At 65.1% G+C, this 17,057-nt stretch carries 17 protein-coding genes, 1 other RNA gene and 1 pseudogene; 11 read left to right on the top strand and 8 right to left on the bottom strand.

Annotation, left to right across the window (positions count from 1 at the left end; all coding sequences use genetic code 11):
* Nucleotides 1-114 precede the first annotated feature (114 nt).
* From ACQR0W_RS22340 to ACQR0W_RS22310, 7 genes are all read left to right on the top strand, one after another.
* Nucleotides 115-996: a shikimate dehydrogenase gene (locus ACQR0W_RS22340; protein ID WP_316169795.1), complete on the top strand. Its 882-nt coding sequence runs from the start codon at nucleotides 115-117 to the stop codon at nucleotides 994-996.
* A 79-nt stretch (nucleotides 997-1,075) separates the two neighbouring features.
* A complete protein-coding gene (locus ACQR0W_RS22335) occupies nucleotides 1,076-2,215 on the top strand; it encodes an ABC transporter substrate-binding protein (RefSeq protein ID WP_315713381.1) in 1,140 nt (379 codons plus the stop codon).
* A 71-nt stretch (nucleotides 2,216-2,286) separates the two neighbouring features.
* Complete coding sequence (locus tag ACQR0W_RS22330) at nucleotides 2,287-3,162, top strand: branched-chain amino acid ABC transporter permease (protein ID WP_315713380.1); 876 nt, start codon at nucleotides 2,287-2,289, stop codon at nucleotides 3,160-3,162.
* Nucleotides 3,159-4,157, top strand: a complete 999-nt coding sequence (locus tag ACQR0W_RS22325; protein ID WP_316169794.1) for a branched-chain amino acid ABC transporter permease — start codon at nucleotides 3,159-3,161, stop codon at nucleotides 4,155-4,157. Before ACQR0W_RS22330 ends, ACQR0W_RS22325 begins: the two co-directional genes overlap by 4 nt.
* A complete protein-coding gene (locus ACQR0W_RS22320) occupies nucleotides 4,154-4,897 on the top strand; it encodes an ABC transporter ATP-binding protein (protein ID WP_316169793.1) in 744 nt (247 codons plus the stop codon). The genes ACQR0W_RS22325 and ACQR0W_RS22320 overlap by 4 nt, the downstream gene beginning before the upstream one ends.
* 10 nt (nucleotides 4,898-4,907) lie before the next feature.
* Nucleotides 4,908-5,645, top strand: coding sequence for an ABC transporter ATP-binding protein (locus tag ACQR0W_RS22315; protein WP_315713377.1), 738 nt, complete (start codon nucleotides 4,908-4,910; stop codon nucleotides 5,643-5,645).
* A complete protein-coding gene (locus ACQR0W_RS22310) occupies nucleotides 5,642-7,513 on the top strand; it encodes a bifunctional sugar phosphate isomerase/epimerase/4-hydroxyphenylpyruvate dioxygenase family protein (protein WP_315713376.1) in 1,872 nt (623 codons plus the stop codon). The genes ACQR0W_RS22315 and ACQR0W_RS22310 overlap by 4 nt, the downstream gene beginning before the upstream one ends.
* Nucleotide 7,514: 1 nt before the next feature.
* On the opposite strand, the gene ACQR0W_RS22305 is transcribed toward ACQR0W_RS22310, so the two are convergent.
* The gene (locus ACQR0W_RS22305; RefSeq protein WP_316169792.1) at nucleotides 7,515-8,438 is read right to left on the bottom strand and encodes a LysR family transcriptional regulator; all 924 of its coding nucleotides are present in this window, start codon (nucleotides 8,436-8,438) and stop codon (nucleotides 7,515-7,517) included.
* A 90-nt stretch (nucleotides 8,439-8,528) separates the two neighbouring features.
* On the opposite strand from ACQR0W_RS22305, the gene ACQR0W_RS22300 reads away from it, so the two are divergent.
* The gene (locus tag ACQR0W_RS22300) at nucleotides 8,529-9,317 is read left to right on the top strand and encodes an NAD(P)H-dependent oxidoreductase (protein ID WP_316187339.1); all 789 of its coding nucleotides are present in this window, start codon (nucleotides 8,529-8,531) and stop codon (nucleotides 9,315-9,317) included.
* Here ACQR0W_RS22300 and feoB read toward each other — a convergent pair.
* The 7 genes and pseudogenes from feoB to ssrA all read right to left on the bottom strand — a co-directional run.
* A pseudogene (feoB, locus tag ACQR0W_RS22295) lies at nucleotides 9,306-11,174 on the bottom strand (ferrous iron transporter B); the annotation flags it as partial. The gene ACQR0W_RS22300 and the pseudogene feoB overlap by 12 nt on opposite strands.
* Before the next feature lie 20 nt (nucleotides 11,175-11,194).
* The gene (locus ACQR0W_RS22290) at nucleotides 11,195-11,470 is read right to left on the bottom strand and encodes a FeoA family protein (protein ID WP_315713372.1); all 276 of its coding nucleotides are present in this window, start codon (nucleotides 11,468-11,470) and stop codon (nucleotides 11,195-11,197) included.
* 107 nt (nucleotides 11,471-11,577) lie between these two features.
* Nucleotides 11,578-11,865: a ribbon-helix-helix domain-containing protein gene (locus ACQR0W_RS22285; protein WP_315713371.1), complete on the bottom strand. Its 288-nt coding sequence runs from the start codon at nucleotides 11,863-11,865 to the stop codon at nucleotides 11,578-11,580.
* Entirely contained in the window at nucleotides 11,865-12,050 is a 186-nt protein-coding gene (locus tag ACQR0W_RS22280) for a DUF4169 family protein (protein ID WP_315713370.1), read from the bottom strand. Before ACQR0W_RS22280 ends, ACQR0W_RS22285 begins: the two co-directional genes overlap by 1 nt.
* 238 nt (nucleotides 12,051-12,288) lie before the next feature.
* Nucleotides 12,289-13,713 carry a class II fumarate hydratase gene (gene fumC, locus ACQR0W_RS22275; protein WP_315713369.1) on the bottom strand — a complete coding sequence of 475 codons (1,425 nt, stop codon included), beginning with the start codon at nucleotides 13,711-13,713 and terminating at the stop codon, nucleotides 12,289-12,291.
* Nucleotides 13,714-13,809: 96 nt separating this feature from the next.
* Nucleotides 13,810-14,340, bottom strand: coding sequence for an SspB family protein (locus tag ACQR0W_RS22270; protein WP_315752475.1), 531 nt, complete (start codon nucleotides 14,338-14,340; stop codon nucleotides 13,810-13,812).
* A gap of 261 nt (nucleotides 14,341-14,601) precedes the next feature.
* Nucleotides 14,602-14,956: a transfer-messenger RNA gene (gene ssrA, locus ACQR0W_RS22265) on the bottom strand.
* A 94-nt stretch (nucleotides 14,957-15,050) separates the two neighbouring features.
* Here ssrA and ACQR0W_RS22260 point away from each other — a divergent pair.
* From ACQR0W_RS22260 to ACQR0W_RS22250, 3 genes are all read left to right on the top strand, one after another.
* The gene (locus ACQR0W_RS22260) at nucleotides 15,051-15,647 is read left to right on the top strand and encodes a chromate transporter (RefSeq protein ID WP_315713652.1); all 597 of its coding nucleotides are present in this window, start codon (nucleotides 15,051-15,053) and stop codon (nucleotides 15,645-15,647) included.
* Nucleotides 15,644-16,177 (top strand): chromate transporter, encoded by a 534-nt coding sequence (locus tag ACQR0W_RS22255; RefSeq protein WP_315713367.1) that lies wholly within the window; start codon nucleotides 15,644-15,646, stop codon nucleotides 16,175-16,177. The genes ACQR0W_RS22260 and ACQR0W_RS22255 overlap by 4 nt, the downstream gene beginning before the upstream one ends.
* A gap of 97 nt (nucleotides 16,178-16,274) precedes the next feature.
* Entirely contained in the window at nucleotides 16,275-17,054 is a 780-nt protein-coding gene (locus tag ACQR0W_RS22250; protein WP_315713366.1) for a tripartite tricarboxylate transporter TctB family protein, read from the top strand.
* Nucleotides 17,055-17,057 lie beyond the last annotated feature (3 nt).

Here is a 17,057-nt window from a genome sequence, read left to right as displayed (position 1 = left end):
TTAGGTTCAGCCGATATTTGAGTAATTGTGTTAGCGAGCGGACGCGCTATCGTCTGCAACGAAATCCGCGCGTGCGGCGCTCGCACGTCACAGCAGCAAGAGACAAAAGCGAACGTGCCTGATCTTTCCGCGCTCAAAGCCCGAAAATTCCTGACCGGCTTGATCGGTGCCCCGATCGCGCATTCGGCCTCTCCCGCCATGCACGAGCACGCCGCGGCGGCGCTCGGCGTGCGCTGCCATTATCAGCTGATCGAGGTCGCCGGCGCGGATCGTGCCGGACTGGCGATGCTGCTGGAGGGCGTGCGCCGGCTCGGCTTTGCCGGCGTCAACGTGACCTATCCCTACAAGGAAGCCGTGGTCGAGCTGCTCGACGAGTTGGCGCCGAAGGCGGCGGCGATGGGCGCCGTGAATACCGTCGTCGTCCGCGACGGCCGGCTGATCGGCCACAACACCGATACCACCGGCTTCGAGCGCGCGGTGGCGCCGCTGGTCAGCCAGAGCCATCGCGGCGTCGTGGCGCTGATCGGGGCCGGCGGAGTCGGCAAGGCGATTGCCTTCGCACTTGCGAACCTCAAAGTCGCTGGGCTGCGAATCTATGACACCGAGCGGGCGCGCGCCGCGAAGCTCGCGAGCCTGCTGCCTGCCGGCACCACGGTGACTGTCGTCGACAGCGTCGAAGACGCGCTTCAGGGAGCGGTGGCTGTCGTCAACGGCACACCGATCGGGATGCTGCCGAACCGCGGTACGCCGGTGCCGGATCACTTGCTGCGTGCCGACCTCTGGGTCGCCGACGCGGTCTATTCTCCGCTCTGGACTCCGCTGCTGAAAGCCGCCAGGGCCAAGGGCGCTCAGGTCCTGCTCGGCCGCGAGCTCGCGATCTACCAGGCCGCGGACGCCTTCGAATTGTTCACCGGCCTTGTGCCTTCGACCGAGGCGATGGGGGCGGCCTTCGACAATCACATGGCGGAGAGATATCCGGCGGTTGACGCCGCCTGAGCCGACCGCCAATACGCGGCGGAACAAGTCGTTCAAGCAAGAAACGCAAACAAGCGTTTAGAGCAGAGGAGGAAACAACGTGAGATCGATCATCCTGGCCGGACTGTGCTCGGCCGTGCTGCTGTCCGGAGCCGCCTACGCGCAGTCCGGTGCCCCCATCAAGATCGCCAACGTCGCCGAGCTGTCCGGCGGTGGCGCGACCGTCGGCACCAACTGGAAGAACGGCATCGACCTCGCGGTCGAGGAGATCAACGCCAAGGGCGGCATTCTCGGCCGCAAGATCGAGGTGAGCCACGCCGACTCGCAGTCGAACCCCGGCGTCGCCCGTGCCCAGGTGCAGAAGGCGCTCGACGCCGAGCCCTATGTGCTGCTCGGGCCCGGCTATTCCGGATCGGTGAAGGTGACGGCGCCGCTGGCGGCCGAAGCCGGCATCACGCAGATCATGGGCGGCGAGGCGGCCGAGCTGACGCAGGCCGGCAACAAGTTCCTGTTCCGCACCTCGTTCGGCCAGCAATCGTCGATGCCGAAGGTCGCCAAGTACATCAACGACGAGATCAAGGCGAAGTCGGTGGCGGTGGTCTGGGTCAACAACGACTTCGGCCGCGGCGGACGCGACGTCATCACCAAGGAGTTCAACCGCCTTGGCATCAAGGTCGCGGCCGACCTGTCGACCGAAGCCGGCCAGGCCGACTTCGCCGCCGACGTCAGCAAGATCAAGGCGGCCGCGCCGGATGCCGTCTTCATCTATGTCAACGAGGAAGAGAGCGCGCGCATCCTCAAGGAGATCAAGCGCCAGGGCGTGACGGCGCCGCTGATCGGCGAGACCACGCTGGTCGGCCAGAAGGTCATCGAGCTCGCCGGTGATGCGGCCAACGGGGCTCGCGGCCATGTCGGCCTCACCACCGATGCGCCGGTCGAGGCCATCAAGGCGTTCCGCGACCGCTTCGTGAAGAAGTACAACTACGTGCCCGACCATAACGGCCTGAAGGGCTATCTCGCCATCTACATGGTCAAGGCCACGACCGAGAAGATGGGCAAGGTCGACTCCAAGGCGTTTGCCGATACGCTGCACGGCCTGACCATCAAGACATCGGCCGAGCCGAACATCCTGATGGACGTCACCTTCGACCAGAATGGCGACATCGATCGCCAGGGCTTCCTGGTCGAGGTGGTCGAAGGCAAGCAGGTCGTCAAGCAGGTGCTGCCGAAGCTCAACTGAGAACAACGGTCGACCGGCGGCGCCGGAGGGGATGCCAGTGCCGCCGTCACCCAAAGGCTTAGGGGGAAACGATGTCCAATCTGCTCGATCTGATCGTGGCGGGTCTCGCCACCGGCGCCATCTACGCGCTCGTTGCCGTCGGCTTCACCTTGCTGTGGCAGACCTCGCAGACCATCAACTTCGCCCAGGGCGAGTTCGTGATGCTGCCGGCCTTCCTGATGCTCGCGGTGATGCATCTCGGCGCGCCGTTCTGGCTCGCGGTTCTCGTCGGCATCCTGTTGTCGGCACTTCTGCTCGGTCTCGCCTTCAAGATGCTGCTGGTCGATCCGATGCTGCGGCATGGCGTGCTGCCGCTGGCGATCGCCACCATGGCGCTGGCGGTCGGGATCAAGGAGGCGGTGAAGCAGTTCTTCAGCGCCGAGGCCTCGCCTTTCCCTTCGATCGTGCCGGTAGGTGACGTCACCGTCCTGGGCCGGGCGATTTCGCTGCAGAGCCTCGGCGTGCTCGCCGTCGCGATCCTCGCGGTCATCGGATTGACCACGCTGTTGAACCGCACCTCGCTCGGCCATCAGATGCAGGCGGCCGCGCAGAATCCCACGGTGGCGCGCATCATCGGCGTGCCCGTCGAGCGTATGATCCTCCTGACCTTCCTGATCAATGCCGTGCTGGTCGCGCTGGCGTCGCTGCTGATCACGCCGATCTATCTCGCGAAGTTCTCTAGCGGCGAGGTGCTCGGGCAGGCGGCGTTCATCGCCGCGATCGTTGGCGGCTTCAACCAGGTGCGCGGTGCCATCGCCGGCGGTCTCCTGATCGGCGTCGTTGACAACCTCGCCGCGGCCTACGTCTCCACCCAGTATCGCGCCGCCGTTCCGATGGTGCTGCTGATCCTTGTCATCCTGTTCCGGCCGCAGGGCCTGCTCGGACGCGCCGAGGAGCGTACGGTATGAGCAAGCACAGCAGACTGCTTCTCGTCGCGCTGGCCGTCGTGGTCATTGCGGGTCTGATCATCATCCCGATGAACTTCAACCGCTACGGCCTGTACATCCTGAGCCAGTGGGCGGTGATGACCATCGCAGCGATGGGATTGAACCTTACGCTTGGCTACGCCGGGCAGGTGTCGCTGGCGCAGGGCGCCTTCGTCGGCATTGGCGCCTATGGGGCGGCGATCCTGACCACGCATGGCTGGCCGCTGATTGCCGCGCTCGGCCTCGTCATCGTGATCTGCTTCATCGTCGGCTGGCTCCTCGGCTATCCGGCGCTGCGCGTTCAGCATCACTATCTCGCCTTCGTCACGCTCGCGTTTTCGACGCTGGCGTTCCTGGTGTTCCGCAACGAGAGCTGGCTCACCAACGGCATCTACGGCATCAGCAACATTCCACGTCCCGACATCTTCGGCTTCCCGACCCGCAAGCCGCTGCCGTTCTACTATCTCTGTCTCGGCTCCCTCGGCCTCGTGACGCTCGCGATGTGGTGGCTGATCCGCTCGCCCTGGGGCCGCGCCTTCATGGCGCTGCGCGAAAATCCGATCCGGGCGCAATCGCTCGGCATCGACACGCGCCGCTATACGCTGATGGCGTTCGCGATCGGCTCGGTGCTCGGCGGCATCTCCGGCGTGCTCTATGCGCCGCTGACGCAATATGTCGATCCCGTACCGTTTAACCTGCAGCTCTCGCTCGACCTCCTGATGATGGTCATCGTCGGCGGGGCCGGCTTCATGCTGGGACCGTTCCTCGGCGCCATGATCGCGGTGCTGCTGCCGGAGTGGCTGCGCTTCGCGGAAGGCTATTATCTGATGCTCTATGCGGCCGCCGTGATCGTGCTGCTGATCTATTCGCCGAGCGGCATTCTCGGCATCCTCGACCGCTATCTCAGCTCACGGCGAACCCAGGCGGCGTCCGCGTTGCGGGCCGCGGCTCAGTCCAAGCTGGAGGCCGTGCGATGACCGCAGTTCTCGACGTACGCGACGTCAAGAAGAGCTTCGGCGGAATCACCGCCGTCAACGGCGTCAGCTTCGACGTGCACGAGGGCGAAATCCTCGGTCTCATCGGCCCCAACGGCTGCGGCAAGTCGACCTTGTTCAACTGCATCCTCGGCCAGCTGGTGCCGAGCGCGGGCGAGGTCAGGGTCGACGGCAAGCTCGTCACCGGCCAGCGCCCGTCCGAGCTGAACCGCCTCGGCGTCAGCCGCACATTTCAGCTGCTGCAGGTGTTCCCGAAACTGTCGGTGCGCGACAATCTGATCCTCGCGGGCCAGGAGCATCGCGGCGGCATGCTGTCGCGCCTGTTCGGCCCGTCGGATGCGGGGCTCACGGAGGCGGCCGATCAGATGATCGGCTTCTTCAAGCTTGAGCATCTCGCCAACGAGCCGGCCGGTGGCTTGTCCTATGGTCAGCAGAAGCTGCTCGATGCCGCCATGGCCTTCATGGGCGGCCCGCGGCTGGTGCTGCTCGACGAGCCTGCAGGCGGCGTCAACCCGACCATGCTGGGCGACCTCAAGGAGCGGCTGATCGCGATCAACCGCGAACGCCGCGCCACCTTCGTGGTGATCGAGCACAACATGGAGTTCGTGATGTCGCTGTGCTCGCGCGTCATGGTGATGGCGGAGGGCAAGGTGCTGGCGATCGGCAAGCCCGACGAGATCAGGGCCAACCCGGCCGTGATCGAAGCCTATCTCGGACATTGAGGAGACGGCGATGAGCGATCCCATTCTCGACGTCCAGAACCTCGTCGGCGGCTACGGCAAGATGACGATCCTCAACGGCACGACCTTCTCGGTGCCGGCGGGCTCGATCACCACCGTCATCGGTCCGAACGGCGCCGGCAAGTCGACCGTGTTCAAGGCGATCTTCGGCCTGCTCAAGCTGCGCGAAGGCAAGGTGGTCTTCAAGGGCCGCGACGTCACCGGCTTGAGCCAGCGCGCGCTGCTCGGCGCCGGCATCTGCTACATCCCGCAGGGCCGCAACATTTTCGGCGAGCTGTCGGTCCGTCACAATATCGAGCTCGGCGGCGTGGCCGCACCGCGCGAGTTCGATCTGGCCGCCCGTGTCGAGGCGGCGCTCGACGTCTTTCCCGTGCTGCGCAGGAAGGCGGACCGGCAGGCCTCGACCCTGTCAGGCGGCGAGCAGAAGCAGCTCGAAATCGCGCGCGGGCTTCTGCTCGAGCCGCAGCTCGTGCTGATCGACGAGCCCTCCATCGGCCTGTCGCCCTTGATGGTGCAGCAGACCTTCGACATGCTAAAACAATTGCGCGACCGCGGCGTCTCGGTGCTCCTGATCGAGCAGAATGCGCGCTCGGCGCTGGAGATCTCCGACTACGGCATCGTGCTCGAGCTCGGCCGCACCCGCATCATCGACAAGGCCGACCGCGTGCTGGCCGATCCGCGCATCGGCCAGCTGTTCCTGGGCGGCGCGATGGAGGAGACGGCGGCATGAACCAGCGCTCGATCGCAACGGTCTCCATCTCAGGCGCGCTCGACGAGAAGCTCAAGGCGATCGCCGCCGCCGGCTTCGATACGGTCGAGATCTTCGAGAACGATCTCGTCGCGTTCGGGATGCGGCCGCGCGAGATCGGGCAGATGTGCCGCGACCTCGGACTTGCGATCTGCGCCTATCAGCCGTTCCGCGATTTCGAGGGCATGCCGGAGCCGCAGCGCGCGCGCAACTTCATCCGCGCCGAGCGCAAGTTCGACCTGATGCAGGAACTCGGCACCGATCTGCTACTGATCTGCAGCAGCGTGTCGCCGGCCTCGCTCGGCGGCATCGACCGGGCCGCCGCCGATTTCCACGAGCTCGGCGAGCGCGCCGCGAAGCGCGGCTTGCGCGTCGGCTACGAGGCGCTGGCCTGGGGCCGCCACGTCCATGACTATCGCGATGCCTGGGAAATCGTCCGCCGCGCCGATCACAAGGCGATCGGCGTCATCCTCGACAGCTTTCATGCGCTGGCGCCGGCGCTGCCGACCAACGCGATCCGCGCGATTCCGGCCGACAAGATTTTCCTGGTGCAGCTTGCCGATGCGCCGAAGCTCGAACTGGATGTGCTGTCCTGGAGCCGGCATTTTCGCAGTTTTCCGGGGCAGGGCGATCTGCCGGTAGGCGCGTTCATGGAGGCGGTCGCCGCGACCGGCTATTTCGGGCCGCTGTCGCTGGAGATCTTCAACGATCAGTTCCGCGCCGGCTCGGCGCCGCGCACCGCGCTCGATGGCATGCGCTCGCTGCTGCTGTTGCAGGACGACCTCGCTGGAAAGACGCCGGCGTCATCGGCCGCGCGCTTCGAGCCTCGGGTCAAGAGCCACGGCATCGGCTTCGTCGAATTCGCGGTCAGCGAGGACAAAGCGGAGTCTCTGGCGAGACTGTTCGGACAGCTTGGCTTCCGCAAGACGGGGCGTCATCGCAGCAAGGCGGTGCAGCGCTGGTCCCAGGGCGCAATCGAGTTGGTGATCAACTGCGAGCCGGCCAGTTTTGCGCATTCACACTACGTCACGCATGGGGCTGGTGTCTGCGCGTTGGCGCTGGACGTCGACAGTGCCGCTCGTGCCATGGCGCGGGCGCAGTCCTTGAAGACGCGCACCTTCACCCAGCCGGTCGGGCCGGGCGAGCTGGAGATCCCGGCGATCCATGGTGTCGGCGGCAGCCTGCTGTACTTCCTGGATACCCACGGGCGGCACTGGGACGTCGATTTCGAAGCCGTCGCCAGCGACAAGAGCACCGACCGTCTCGTCGCGGTCGATCACATCGCCCAGTCGATGCCGCATGAGGAGATGCTGTCCTGGCTGCTGTTCTATGCCGGGCTGATCGACTTCTCCCGCCTGCCGCAGATGGAGATCGCCGATCCCAGAGGCCTCGTGCAGAGCCAGGCGATCGTCAACGGCGATCGCAGCCTGCGCTTCATCCTCAACGGCTCCACGGCGACGCGCACCTTGTCGTCGCGCTTCATCTCCGAGTTCTTCGGCTCCGGCGTCCAGCACATCGCGTTCTCCTGCGACGACATCTTCGCGGCCGTGGCCGAGATGCGCGCCCGTGGTGCCGGCTTCCTCGACATTCCCGACAACTATTACGACGATCTCGAAGCCAAGTATGATCTTGCGCCCGAGACGATCGCAGCGCTCCGTGCCAACGAGATCCTGTACGACCGCGACGGCGACGCCGAGTTCTTCCAAGTCTACACCCATATCTTCGAGGAGCGCTTCTTCTTCGAGATCGTGCAGCGGCGCAACTATCAGGGCTTCGGTGCGGCCAATGCCGCGATCCGGCTGGCCGCGCAGGCCCGCGAGGTACGGCCGGACGCGATGCCGCGGCTTTAGCTCAGGGCTCGGGCCGGATGCCGGGCAGGCCGACGATCTCCTCGGCGAGATAGTCGATCAGCAGCCGCACGCGCGCGATGCCGGCGCGCTCCGGGACGATCAGCATGTTGAGGGGAGTCGATGGCAGACGGTGGTCGGGCAGGATGACCGTCAGCCTGCCAGCCGCGATGAGGTCGTCGACCAGCCACGCATGGCTCCCGCCGATTCCGCGCCCGGACAGCACGGCCTCTCGAACCGCGAGTCCGTGATTGGTGCGGAAGCAGCCTCTGAACGGCACCTCATGGCGTTCTCCGTCGGGTCCCATGACGACGAGCGACTCGCTGCCCGCGACGTTGGTCATGCGGATGCCGTCATGCCCGATCAGCTCCTGCGGCGTGCGCGGCGTGCCGCGTTTCGCCAGATAGTCCGGCGAGGCGACAAGAAGCCGGTGCGAGTAGCCGAGCGACCGCAGCTTCAGAGAACTGTCGGTGAGCGGAGCGAGACGCAGTGCGATGTCGACACCCTCCCGCACGAGGTCGATGCGCTCGTCGGTCAAATTGAGATCGATCGCGATGTCCGGGTAGCGATCCTGGAACGCGAAGACGAGCCGCGTGATGTGCAGGATCCCGAAGGCCGCCGTACAGGAGATCCGGATCGTGCCGGCGGCGGCGCCACGCGCACCGCGTGCCTCGTCGCCGGCCTGGTCGATCAGGCGGAGGATCTGGACGCAGTTCGCGTAATAGCGGCTGCCTTCGTCGGTCAAGGTGACGCGCCGGGTGGTGCGGCTGAGCAGCGGCACGCCGATCGCATCCTCCAATTCCTGAAGGTGACGCGAGATGGTGGATTGGCCCAGCCCGAGCTCGCGCGCCACGGCCGACAGGCTGCCGCGCTCGGCAACCCGGACGAAGCTGCGCATGTTGATGAGGCTGATGCCTGACTTATCCATAAATCAGCATAATGTTATCGATATATGCCATATAGTGGATAGGTGGGCGCGCGTCTATGTTCCGGCTGTTCCAGCAAAGGGATCAAGGCCATGAATGTGCTGCTCGTCTCCGCCCACCCCGAACCCCGCTCGCTCAACGGCGCCCTACGCGACGTCGCGGTCGCCGAGCTCGAATCTCAAGGCCATCAGGTCAGGGTCTCGGATCTCTATGCGATCGGCTGGAAGGCGGCTGCGGATCGCGCCGACTTTCCGCAACTGCCGCCGGATGCGCGCCTCAACGTTGCCACCGCGTCGGGCGAGGCCTTCAAGACGCACACGCTCACTGACGACGTCAGGGCCGAGCAAGAGAAGCTCTTGTGGGCCGACGCGGTCATCCTGCAGTTCCCGCTGTGGTGGTTCACGATGCCCGCGATTCTCAAGGGCTGGGTCGACCGGGTGTATTCCTACGGCTTCACCTATGGCGTCGGCGAGCACAGCGACAAGCGCTGGGGCAACCGCTACGGCGAGGGTGTGTTTGCCGGCAAGCGCGCGATGCTGGTCGTGACCACCGGCGGCTGGGAGGAGCACTATTCGGCGCGCGGCATCAACGGGCCGATCGACGATCTGCTGTTTCCGATCAACCATGGCATCCTGTTCTATCCCGGCTTCGACGTGCTGCCGGCCTTCGTGGCGCACAAGGCAAGCCGGATCGACGAGGCCGGATTTGTTGAGATCGCTGACCGACTGCGCGCGCGGATGCGGACGCTGTTCACGGATCAGCCGATTCCGTACCGGCGGCAGAACCACGGCGACTATCTGATCCCGTCGATGCAGCTTCGTCCTGAGCTCGGCGCGCCGGACGCGCGCGGCTTCGCGCTGCATGTCGACGCCGCGCGCTGACGCGATGTGGTAGGTCGCGAACGCCGCCGCATAGGCCAGCGCGAACATGTAGAAGAAGGTGACAGCCATCCAGCGCCAGCTGCCGGTTTCTCGGCGGATGACGGCGAGCGTCGAGGCGCATTGCGGGGCGAAAATGTACCAGGCGAGCAGCGCCAGCGCCGTGGCGAGGCTCCATTTGCTGGCCAGCACCTGTCCGATCTGCTCGGCGGCCTCCTTGCCGCCTTCGATCGCATAGACGGTGCCGAGCGCGGCGACTGCGACTTCGCGGGCGGCCATGCCGGGTACCAGCGCCACCGCGATCTGCCAGTTGAAGCCGACCGGCGAGAGCAGGGGGGCGATCGCCTGGCCGATCATCGCCGCGAGGCTGTAATTGATCGCGGGCTCGGTCGCGCCCTCCGGCGGCTGCGGGAACGACGCCAGGAACCAGATCAGCACCATCATCGAGAAGATCGTGGTGCCGGCGCGCTGCAAGAACATCTTGGCGCGGGTGTAGACGCCGATCGCGATGCTGCGCAACCGCGGCATCTTGTAGTCCGGCAGCTCCAGCATGAACGGCGCCGGCTGGTAGTCGCGCATCAGGAAGAACTTGACCAGGAACGACACCAGCAGCGCGCTGATGATCCCGGCGGCGTAGAGCCCGAACATCACCAGGCCCTGCAGGTTGACCAGGCCCCAGATCTTGGTCGGCGGGATGAAGGCCGAAATGATCAGCGTATAGACCGGGATCCGCGCCGAGCAGGTCATCAGCGGCGCGATCAGGATCGTGGTGAGCCGGTCGCGCCGGTTGTCGATCACGCGCGTCGCCATGATGCCGGGAATGGCGCAGGCAAAGCTCGAGAGCAGCGGGATGAAGGCGCGGCCATGCAGCCCGGCGCCGCCCATGATGCGGTCCATCAGGAACGCCGCGCGCGCCATGTAGCCGAAATCTTCCAGGAGCAGGATGAACAGGAAGATGATGATGATCTGCGGCAGGAAGACGATGACGCTGCCGACGCCGGAGATCACCCCGTTCTGCAGGAAGCTCTGCAGCAGGCCTTCGGGAAGCTCGTCGTGAACGAGCTGGCCGAGCGCATCAAAAGCCGCCGATAGCACCTGCATCAGCGGCTGGGCCCAGGCGAACACCCCCTGAAACATCACGAACAGGATCGCCAGCAGGATCAGCAGGCCGCCGACCGGATGCAGCGCGATGGCATCGATCCGGGCGGTCCAGGTATCGGGCCGCTCGGGCAGGCTGACCGTCTCCGCGATGATACGGTCGGCCTCGCGCTGGGTGGCGCGCAGCTCCGGGACCGTGAGGGGACGCCAGGTGTTGGCGCGCTCTCCGGTGGCCGCGGCCGCCTGGGCCAGGAGCTCGTCGGTCAGCCGCAGCAGGTCGTCGGTGCCGCCCTTGCGCACGGCGATCGACGTCACGACCGGCACGCCCAGCGCCTGCGACAGCGCGGAGACGTCGACCGTTACGCCGCGCCGCTTGGCGATGTCGAACATGTTGAGCACGAGCGCCAGCGGCCGGCCGGTGCTCTTGAGCTCGAGCAGCAGCCGGATCGTCAACCTGAGGTTGGTGGAGTCGGCAACGCACAACACCAGGTCGGGCAGGACCTCGCCGGTGGCACGTCCCAGCACGAAATCCCTGGTGATTTCCTCGTCAGGGCTGCGACCGCGCAAGGAATAGGTGCCGGGCAGGTCGACCAGCGAGACCTGGCGGCCCTGCGGGGTGACGAAGGCGCCCTCTTTGCGCTCGACCGTGACCCCGGGATAGTTCGCGACCTTCTGGCGGCTTCCCGTCAGCGCGTTGAACAGCGAGGTCTTGCCGCTGTTGGGCGTACCCACCAGGGCCAGATGCAGCAGAGGGCTTTCCATGACGACGCTTTCCGCGCGGCCTATGCCACGATGACGGCCATGGCCTCGCGCCGGCGGACCGCGACGGTGATGTTGTCGACACGCACGGCGATCGGATCGCGCCCGACGATCCCCTCATGCAGGATTTCGACCCGGGCGCCCTCGACGAAGCCCAGTTCGATCAGCCGGCTCTCCAATTCGACGTCCGGCAGGGACGAGCTCGCGCCGCCCGCAGCCAGATGCTGGATTGTTCCGGTATAGCCTCGCCGGGCGAGACCGAGCGGCTGAGGCGGCCTTGTATCGCAAATTTCGCTCATAGCCTGTATTTTCAATCGCGTGCCAAGAGGTCAAGCGCGGCATGTTAAATGCCGCGGCATCTTAGAGCGATTTTAAACAGGCCGGGCGGATCGCCGTCTGATCTGCCTCAAGGAGCCGCGGCGGCTGCCGTGTGCCGGGTGTCCACCGCCGCCTTCGGCTCGAGGCCTGAAGACGCTGCGGCGCGGCTCTTGAAGTGGTCGAGCACGAACAGCCGGATCGCCGAGGACAGGTTGCCCTGCTGGCGATTGTTGTCGATCTCTCCGACCAGCTCGGACAGGGTCATGTTACGGAGACCCGAAATCTCCTTCATGCCGTTCCAGAAGGCCTCTTCGAGGCTGACGCTGGTCTTGTGGCCTGCGACCACGATTGAACGTTTTACGACGGGCGACTTCATCACGCGTCCTCGCCATTGATACGATGTTGATCGAGTAATTCGTTCGCGCGCTTGTCGCGTTGGGCGTCAGTTGCGCGTTCGGACTTCGTCCTGCCGAAGCGAGCGCGGTTGCTTTCGGCGACCTTCGCTTCCTGATCGCGCTCCACGCGCTTTCTGAAACGCTTCAAGTTGATGACATCACCCATGCTTGCTCCAATCATCTAAGCCATCGAACGTCGCGACGAGAGCATGCGCATTGCGCGGATGAGCCCAGGCGTTCTCCAGACAATCATGTCATCGCTCCCTGATAGTTCGATGGCCATTCGCGTCGTTGCGAGCGGGATTTGTTTACTCAACAAACGCAGCAGAACTTGTAGTCGAGAGTATCCTTTAGGGGTTAACAGCGAGAATTGCATCACCCCCCGTAGTACTACGGGGCTACCGCTACGCTCGCCCCGGCCTTGTCATCCTCTCGGGTTGAACGAGGCGGTCGAATTCGTCCTCGGAGACGAGACCGAGCCGCAAGGCCTCTTGTTTCAGCGTGGTGCCGCGCTGATGCGCTGATTTCGCGACCTTGGCAGCGTTGTCGTAGCCGATCTTCGGCGCAAGCGCTGTCACCAGCATCAGCGAGCGCTCCATCAGCTCGCGAATGCGAGCAGCGTCGGCCTGAATACCGGTTACGCAATGTTCGCTGAATGAACGTGCTGAATCACCTAGTAATTGTATGGACTGCATCATGCAATGTGAAAGCAATGGTTTGTAGACGTTCAGTTCGAAATGACCCTGACTGCCGCCCATGGTGATCGCCGTGTGATTGCCGAACACCTGGCAACACACCATCGTGAGCGCTTCGCACTGCGTCGGGTTCACCTTGCCCGGCATGATCGAGGAGCCCGGCTCGTTCTCCGGCAGGATCAATTCTCCCAATCCGGAGCGCGGGCCTGAGCCGAGGAAGCGGATGTCGTTAGCGATCTTGAACAGGCCGGCGGCCGCCGCATTCAGCGCACCATGGGTGTACACATAGGCGTCGTTGGACGCGAGCGCCTCGAATTTGTTGGCCGCGCTGGTGAAGGGCAGGCCGGTGATGTCGGCAACATGCTTGGCGAACAGCTTTGCGAACTTCGGATCCGCGTTCAGGCCGGTGCCCACGGCGGTGCCGCCCTGCGCCAGCGGCAGGAGATCCCGCGCCGCAATCTCGATTCTTGCGATCGCGCTCTCGACCTGCGCGGCGTAGCCGGAGAACTCCTGCCCCAGCGTGAGCGGCGTGGCGTCCTGGGTGTGGGTGCGGCCGATCTTGACGATGTCCGCGAACGCCTCCTGCTTGGCGCGCAATGCCGCCAGCAGCTCCGACAGCGCCGGCACCAGATGGCCCGAGATCGCGCGCGCTGCGGCGATGTGCATCGCGGTCGGGAACGAGTCGTTGGACGACTGGCTCATGTTGACGTGGTCGTTCGGATGAACGGGCTTCTTGGTGCCGCGCTCGCCCCCCAGCAGCTCGCTGGCGCGATTGGCGATCACCTCGTTGAGGTTCATGTTGCTCTGGGTGCCCGAGCCGGTCTGCCAGACGACCAGCGGAAAGTGGTCGTCGAGCTTGCCGTCGATGACCTCCTGCGCCGCTTGGACGATGGCGTCCGCCATGCGCGGCTCGAGCTGGCCGAGCTCGCGGTTGGTCTGGGCCGCGGCCATCTTCACCAGCGCAAGCGCGTGCACGATGCCGATCGGCATGCGGTCGTGGCCGATGCGGAAATTCTGACGGCTGCGCTCGGTCTGCGCGCCCCAATAGCGATCGGCGGCGACCTCGATCGGGCCGAAGCTGTCGGTCTCCGTGCGCGTCGCTCCGTGCGATGATGGATTTGCTGAATGTGCCATGAAGCATGCCCATGATTGGTGGTGAACCGGCGTCGACCGGTTCAAGCATGCTTCAATCTCGTGGTCCAACCGGCGTTCCGCGCGCGGCGAATGCGCCTACTTCTTGCGGAAACGGTCCAGGCGCACGACCTCGGCGCCTTCTCCCGGCGAGGCTGGCGGGAGCGGCTTGTCGTCGCTGGTCTCGGCCGGTGTCGCAGGCTGCGGACCGGCGATGGCCGATGGCGCCGGTGCGGCCGGCAGCTTCGGAGCTGGCGGCGTCTCGGCAATCGCCTCCGACGGCTCGAACTGCAGTCCGAATTGCACCGACGGATCGAAGAAGCTCTTGATCGCGTGGAACGGCACCACGAGGCGCTCAGGGATGCCGCCGAACGACAGGCCGACCTCGAACCGATCCTCCGAAACCACCAGATCCCAGAACTGGTGTTGCAGGATGATCGTCATCTCCTCCGGATATTGCGCGAGCAGCCGCGGCGACAGCTTCACGCCCTCGGCCTTGGACACGAAGGTGATGAAGAAATGATGCTCGCCCGGGAGACCATGGGCAGCAGCGTCGGTCAGCACCCGGCGCAGCACCCCGCGCAACGCGTCGCGCGCCAGCACATCGTATCGAATATGATCCGTCGCCATGATCGGTCCTGTATCGTGAGGGCTGCGCCCGACGTGTCGAGCGGCCGCGCCCGGCAGGCAGCAGCATTCCCGACTCGCGTCAGTCACATCGTACCCGGCATCGGTGCCGAGGTCAGCAGCCATGCCGGTCGATCGCCAGATATGGGAACGGGTAGAAGCTGGCGGAAGTCCGGTCAACGGAGGAATGAACGGATGACGCGCCAAAAAACTGGGGACAGCACGGCCCGCGACGGGGAGACCGGCCAAAGCGGGGCAAGTGAAAGTGGAGGCTTCTGTTGCCAGGTGCCTCCGAACCCCGCCTAACGGAGCTTAACCCGTTAGGACTTTAAGGTGGTCTTTCAAACTGCGTTACGCAGCCTGAGCAACCGGAGCAAAGTTGTCGTTGGCAACTATTGCAGTAGCCCGATAACGGCGGAACAATACCGGGAAAAAGCTCGCCCTTTACGCCCTCGTCGATCCTATTTCGCCCCCGCCAAAACCCATCCGTCGGTGGGCTTTGGTGGAGGCGCCGGGTACCGCCCCCGGGTCCGAATGGTTTATTTCGACGGCGATTTATTTCCATAGCCGGCAAGCCGGCACCCCCTATATAGGCCGCCGGCCGGCGGATGCACAGGGCCGAAACGCCGCGGCGCGCGACAAAAATGTGGGCGGCTGCTGGGAACCTCTGGTTCGACCTTGGCAGTCTGGTTTTCGTCCTCCTACAGTGCGGCATGCCTCCCGAAGCTGCGCAGGTTGCCTCTCCCGCTGCCGACATCGCCAGACACCCGCCCAGCCTCCGCACGCTCTTCTTCGCATTCGCGAAAATGTCGCTGTCGGGCTTCGGCGGCGTGCTGGTGTTCGCGCGGCGTGCGATCGTCGATGAGCATCACTGGATGACGGCGGAGGAGTTCAACGCGACCTTCGCGCTCTGTCATTTCCTGCCCGGACCGAACATCGTGAATTTCTCCGTGGTGTTCGGCGCGCGATTGCGCGGTGTCGCGGGTGGAATCGCTGCCTTTGCAGGCCTGCTCGGACCACCGATGCTGCTGATTACCTCTCTCGGTGCCATCTACGGTCATTTTGGACAAGCCGACACGTGGCGACGGGCGCTTGCAGGCGTGTCCTGCGTGGCCGTGGGTCTGCTGGCGTCGGTGGTGTTTCGCATGATCTCGCCGCTCCTGAAGAAGAGCGACGTGGCGGGCGTTGCCGTCGTGGCTGGCGTGTTCGTGGCGATCGGGCTGGCGCGCCTGCCGCTTCAGGAGGTTCTGCTGGTGGCCGTGCCGCTCAGCCTAGCCGTCACCTATGCCAAGACGCGGTCGGCACGATGAGCGGGGACGACAATCCGTTGTTCCAGCTGTTCTGGACCTTTGCGTTGATCTCGCTGTTTGCGGTTGGCGGCGCAGTGGCGGCGATTCCCGAACTGCAACGTGTTGCAGTCGAGGCCCGGCACTGGATGACGGACAAACAGTTCGCCGATCTGTTCGCACTCTCGCAATTGTCGCCCGGGCCCAACGTTCTGATCGTCACCCTGATCGGCTATTCGGTCGCAGGCGTGGCAGGTGCGGCGGTCGCGACGATCGCGATGTGCGGTCCCACCGCCGTGCTCTCCTATTTTGTCAGCCGCTGGCTCTCGAATGCGCGGGATGCGCGCTGGCCCGCCATGCTGCAGGCGACGCTGGTGCCGTTGTCGATCGGCTTGATGGCGGCGAGCGCATGGATTCTCGGTCAGGCTTCCGACCAGACGTGGCGGGCGTTCGCGCTGACGGTCCTTGCCGCAGTCGTTGCATCTATGACGCGACTCAATCCGCTCTGGCTGCTCGCCGCGGGCGGCTGTCTTGGTTTTGCTGGCCTTCTCTAGGGAAAGTCGCTAGGCAAAATAGAAGCGCGACCGGTTTGCTCCGGGCCGCCGAACGAAAACAGTGGCGGCCATCAAGGCCGATCGGGGAGGGCGAGGCATGGCCGAGACCACGGGCCAATTGTCGGGCGAAACGGCGGGCATGTCGGCCGCCCGCAGCGTGACCGGCGCATCGATCATTCTGGTCCTTGCCTTCGCGCCACAGATCATCGAACTGCTGATCGCCTTGGCCGGTCTTGTAGGTCCACTCTCCGGACGCGGTCCGCTGCAGGTCATTGGAGCCCATGCGTCGGCCTTGTCAATGGCGATCCCGAGCCTGGCGCAGCAATATGCCGCAAGCGGCAAGACCTCGCTGTCTTCCGATGTTCTGCTGGCTCTCATCTACACCTATCCGCTGATCGCGGTCGCGGTGTTCACATTCATGGTACGTCCACGCGCGCCGCAGGACTATTTCGGCGGCGTCGTGCTGATGGCGATCGCGCTGTTCGCGTTGTGGGCCTCCAGCGACCTGCAGGGCATGCGCGGCTTCTCGTTCGGTGCCGGAACTGCGCCGCGGATGTTCGGTCTGCTGCTGCTAGGGCTCGGAGCTGCCGTGGCCGTGATCGGCGTCGTGAGTGAAGGCGCGCAGCTTGCGACCTATCACTGGCGCGGACCGCTGTTCGTCTCGCTCGCGATCCTGACCTTCGCCGTCTCCATTCGCCCGCTCGGACTATTGGTCACGGGGCTTGCAAGCTTCCTGATCGCGGCGATCGGCAGCCCCGAGACGCGCTGGCGCGAGGCCCTGATCGTCGGCATCTGCCTGACCGGCGGCTGCGCGCTGCTGTTCCCCTACGTGCTGGGGTTGCCGATGCCGCTGTTGCCGCGTTTCCTTTTGCAGTGAGGG

The organism is Bradyrhizobium sp. HKCCYLRH1034, assembly GCF_051168375.1.
GTDB lineage: Bacteria > Pseudomonadota > Alphaproteobacteria > Rhizobiales > Xanthobacteraceae > Bradyrhizobium.
Note: the sequence above shows the minus strand (reverse complement) of the source record. Positions and strands in the feature narration are given on the sequence as shown.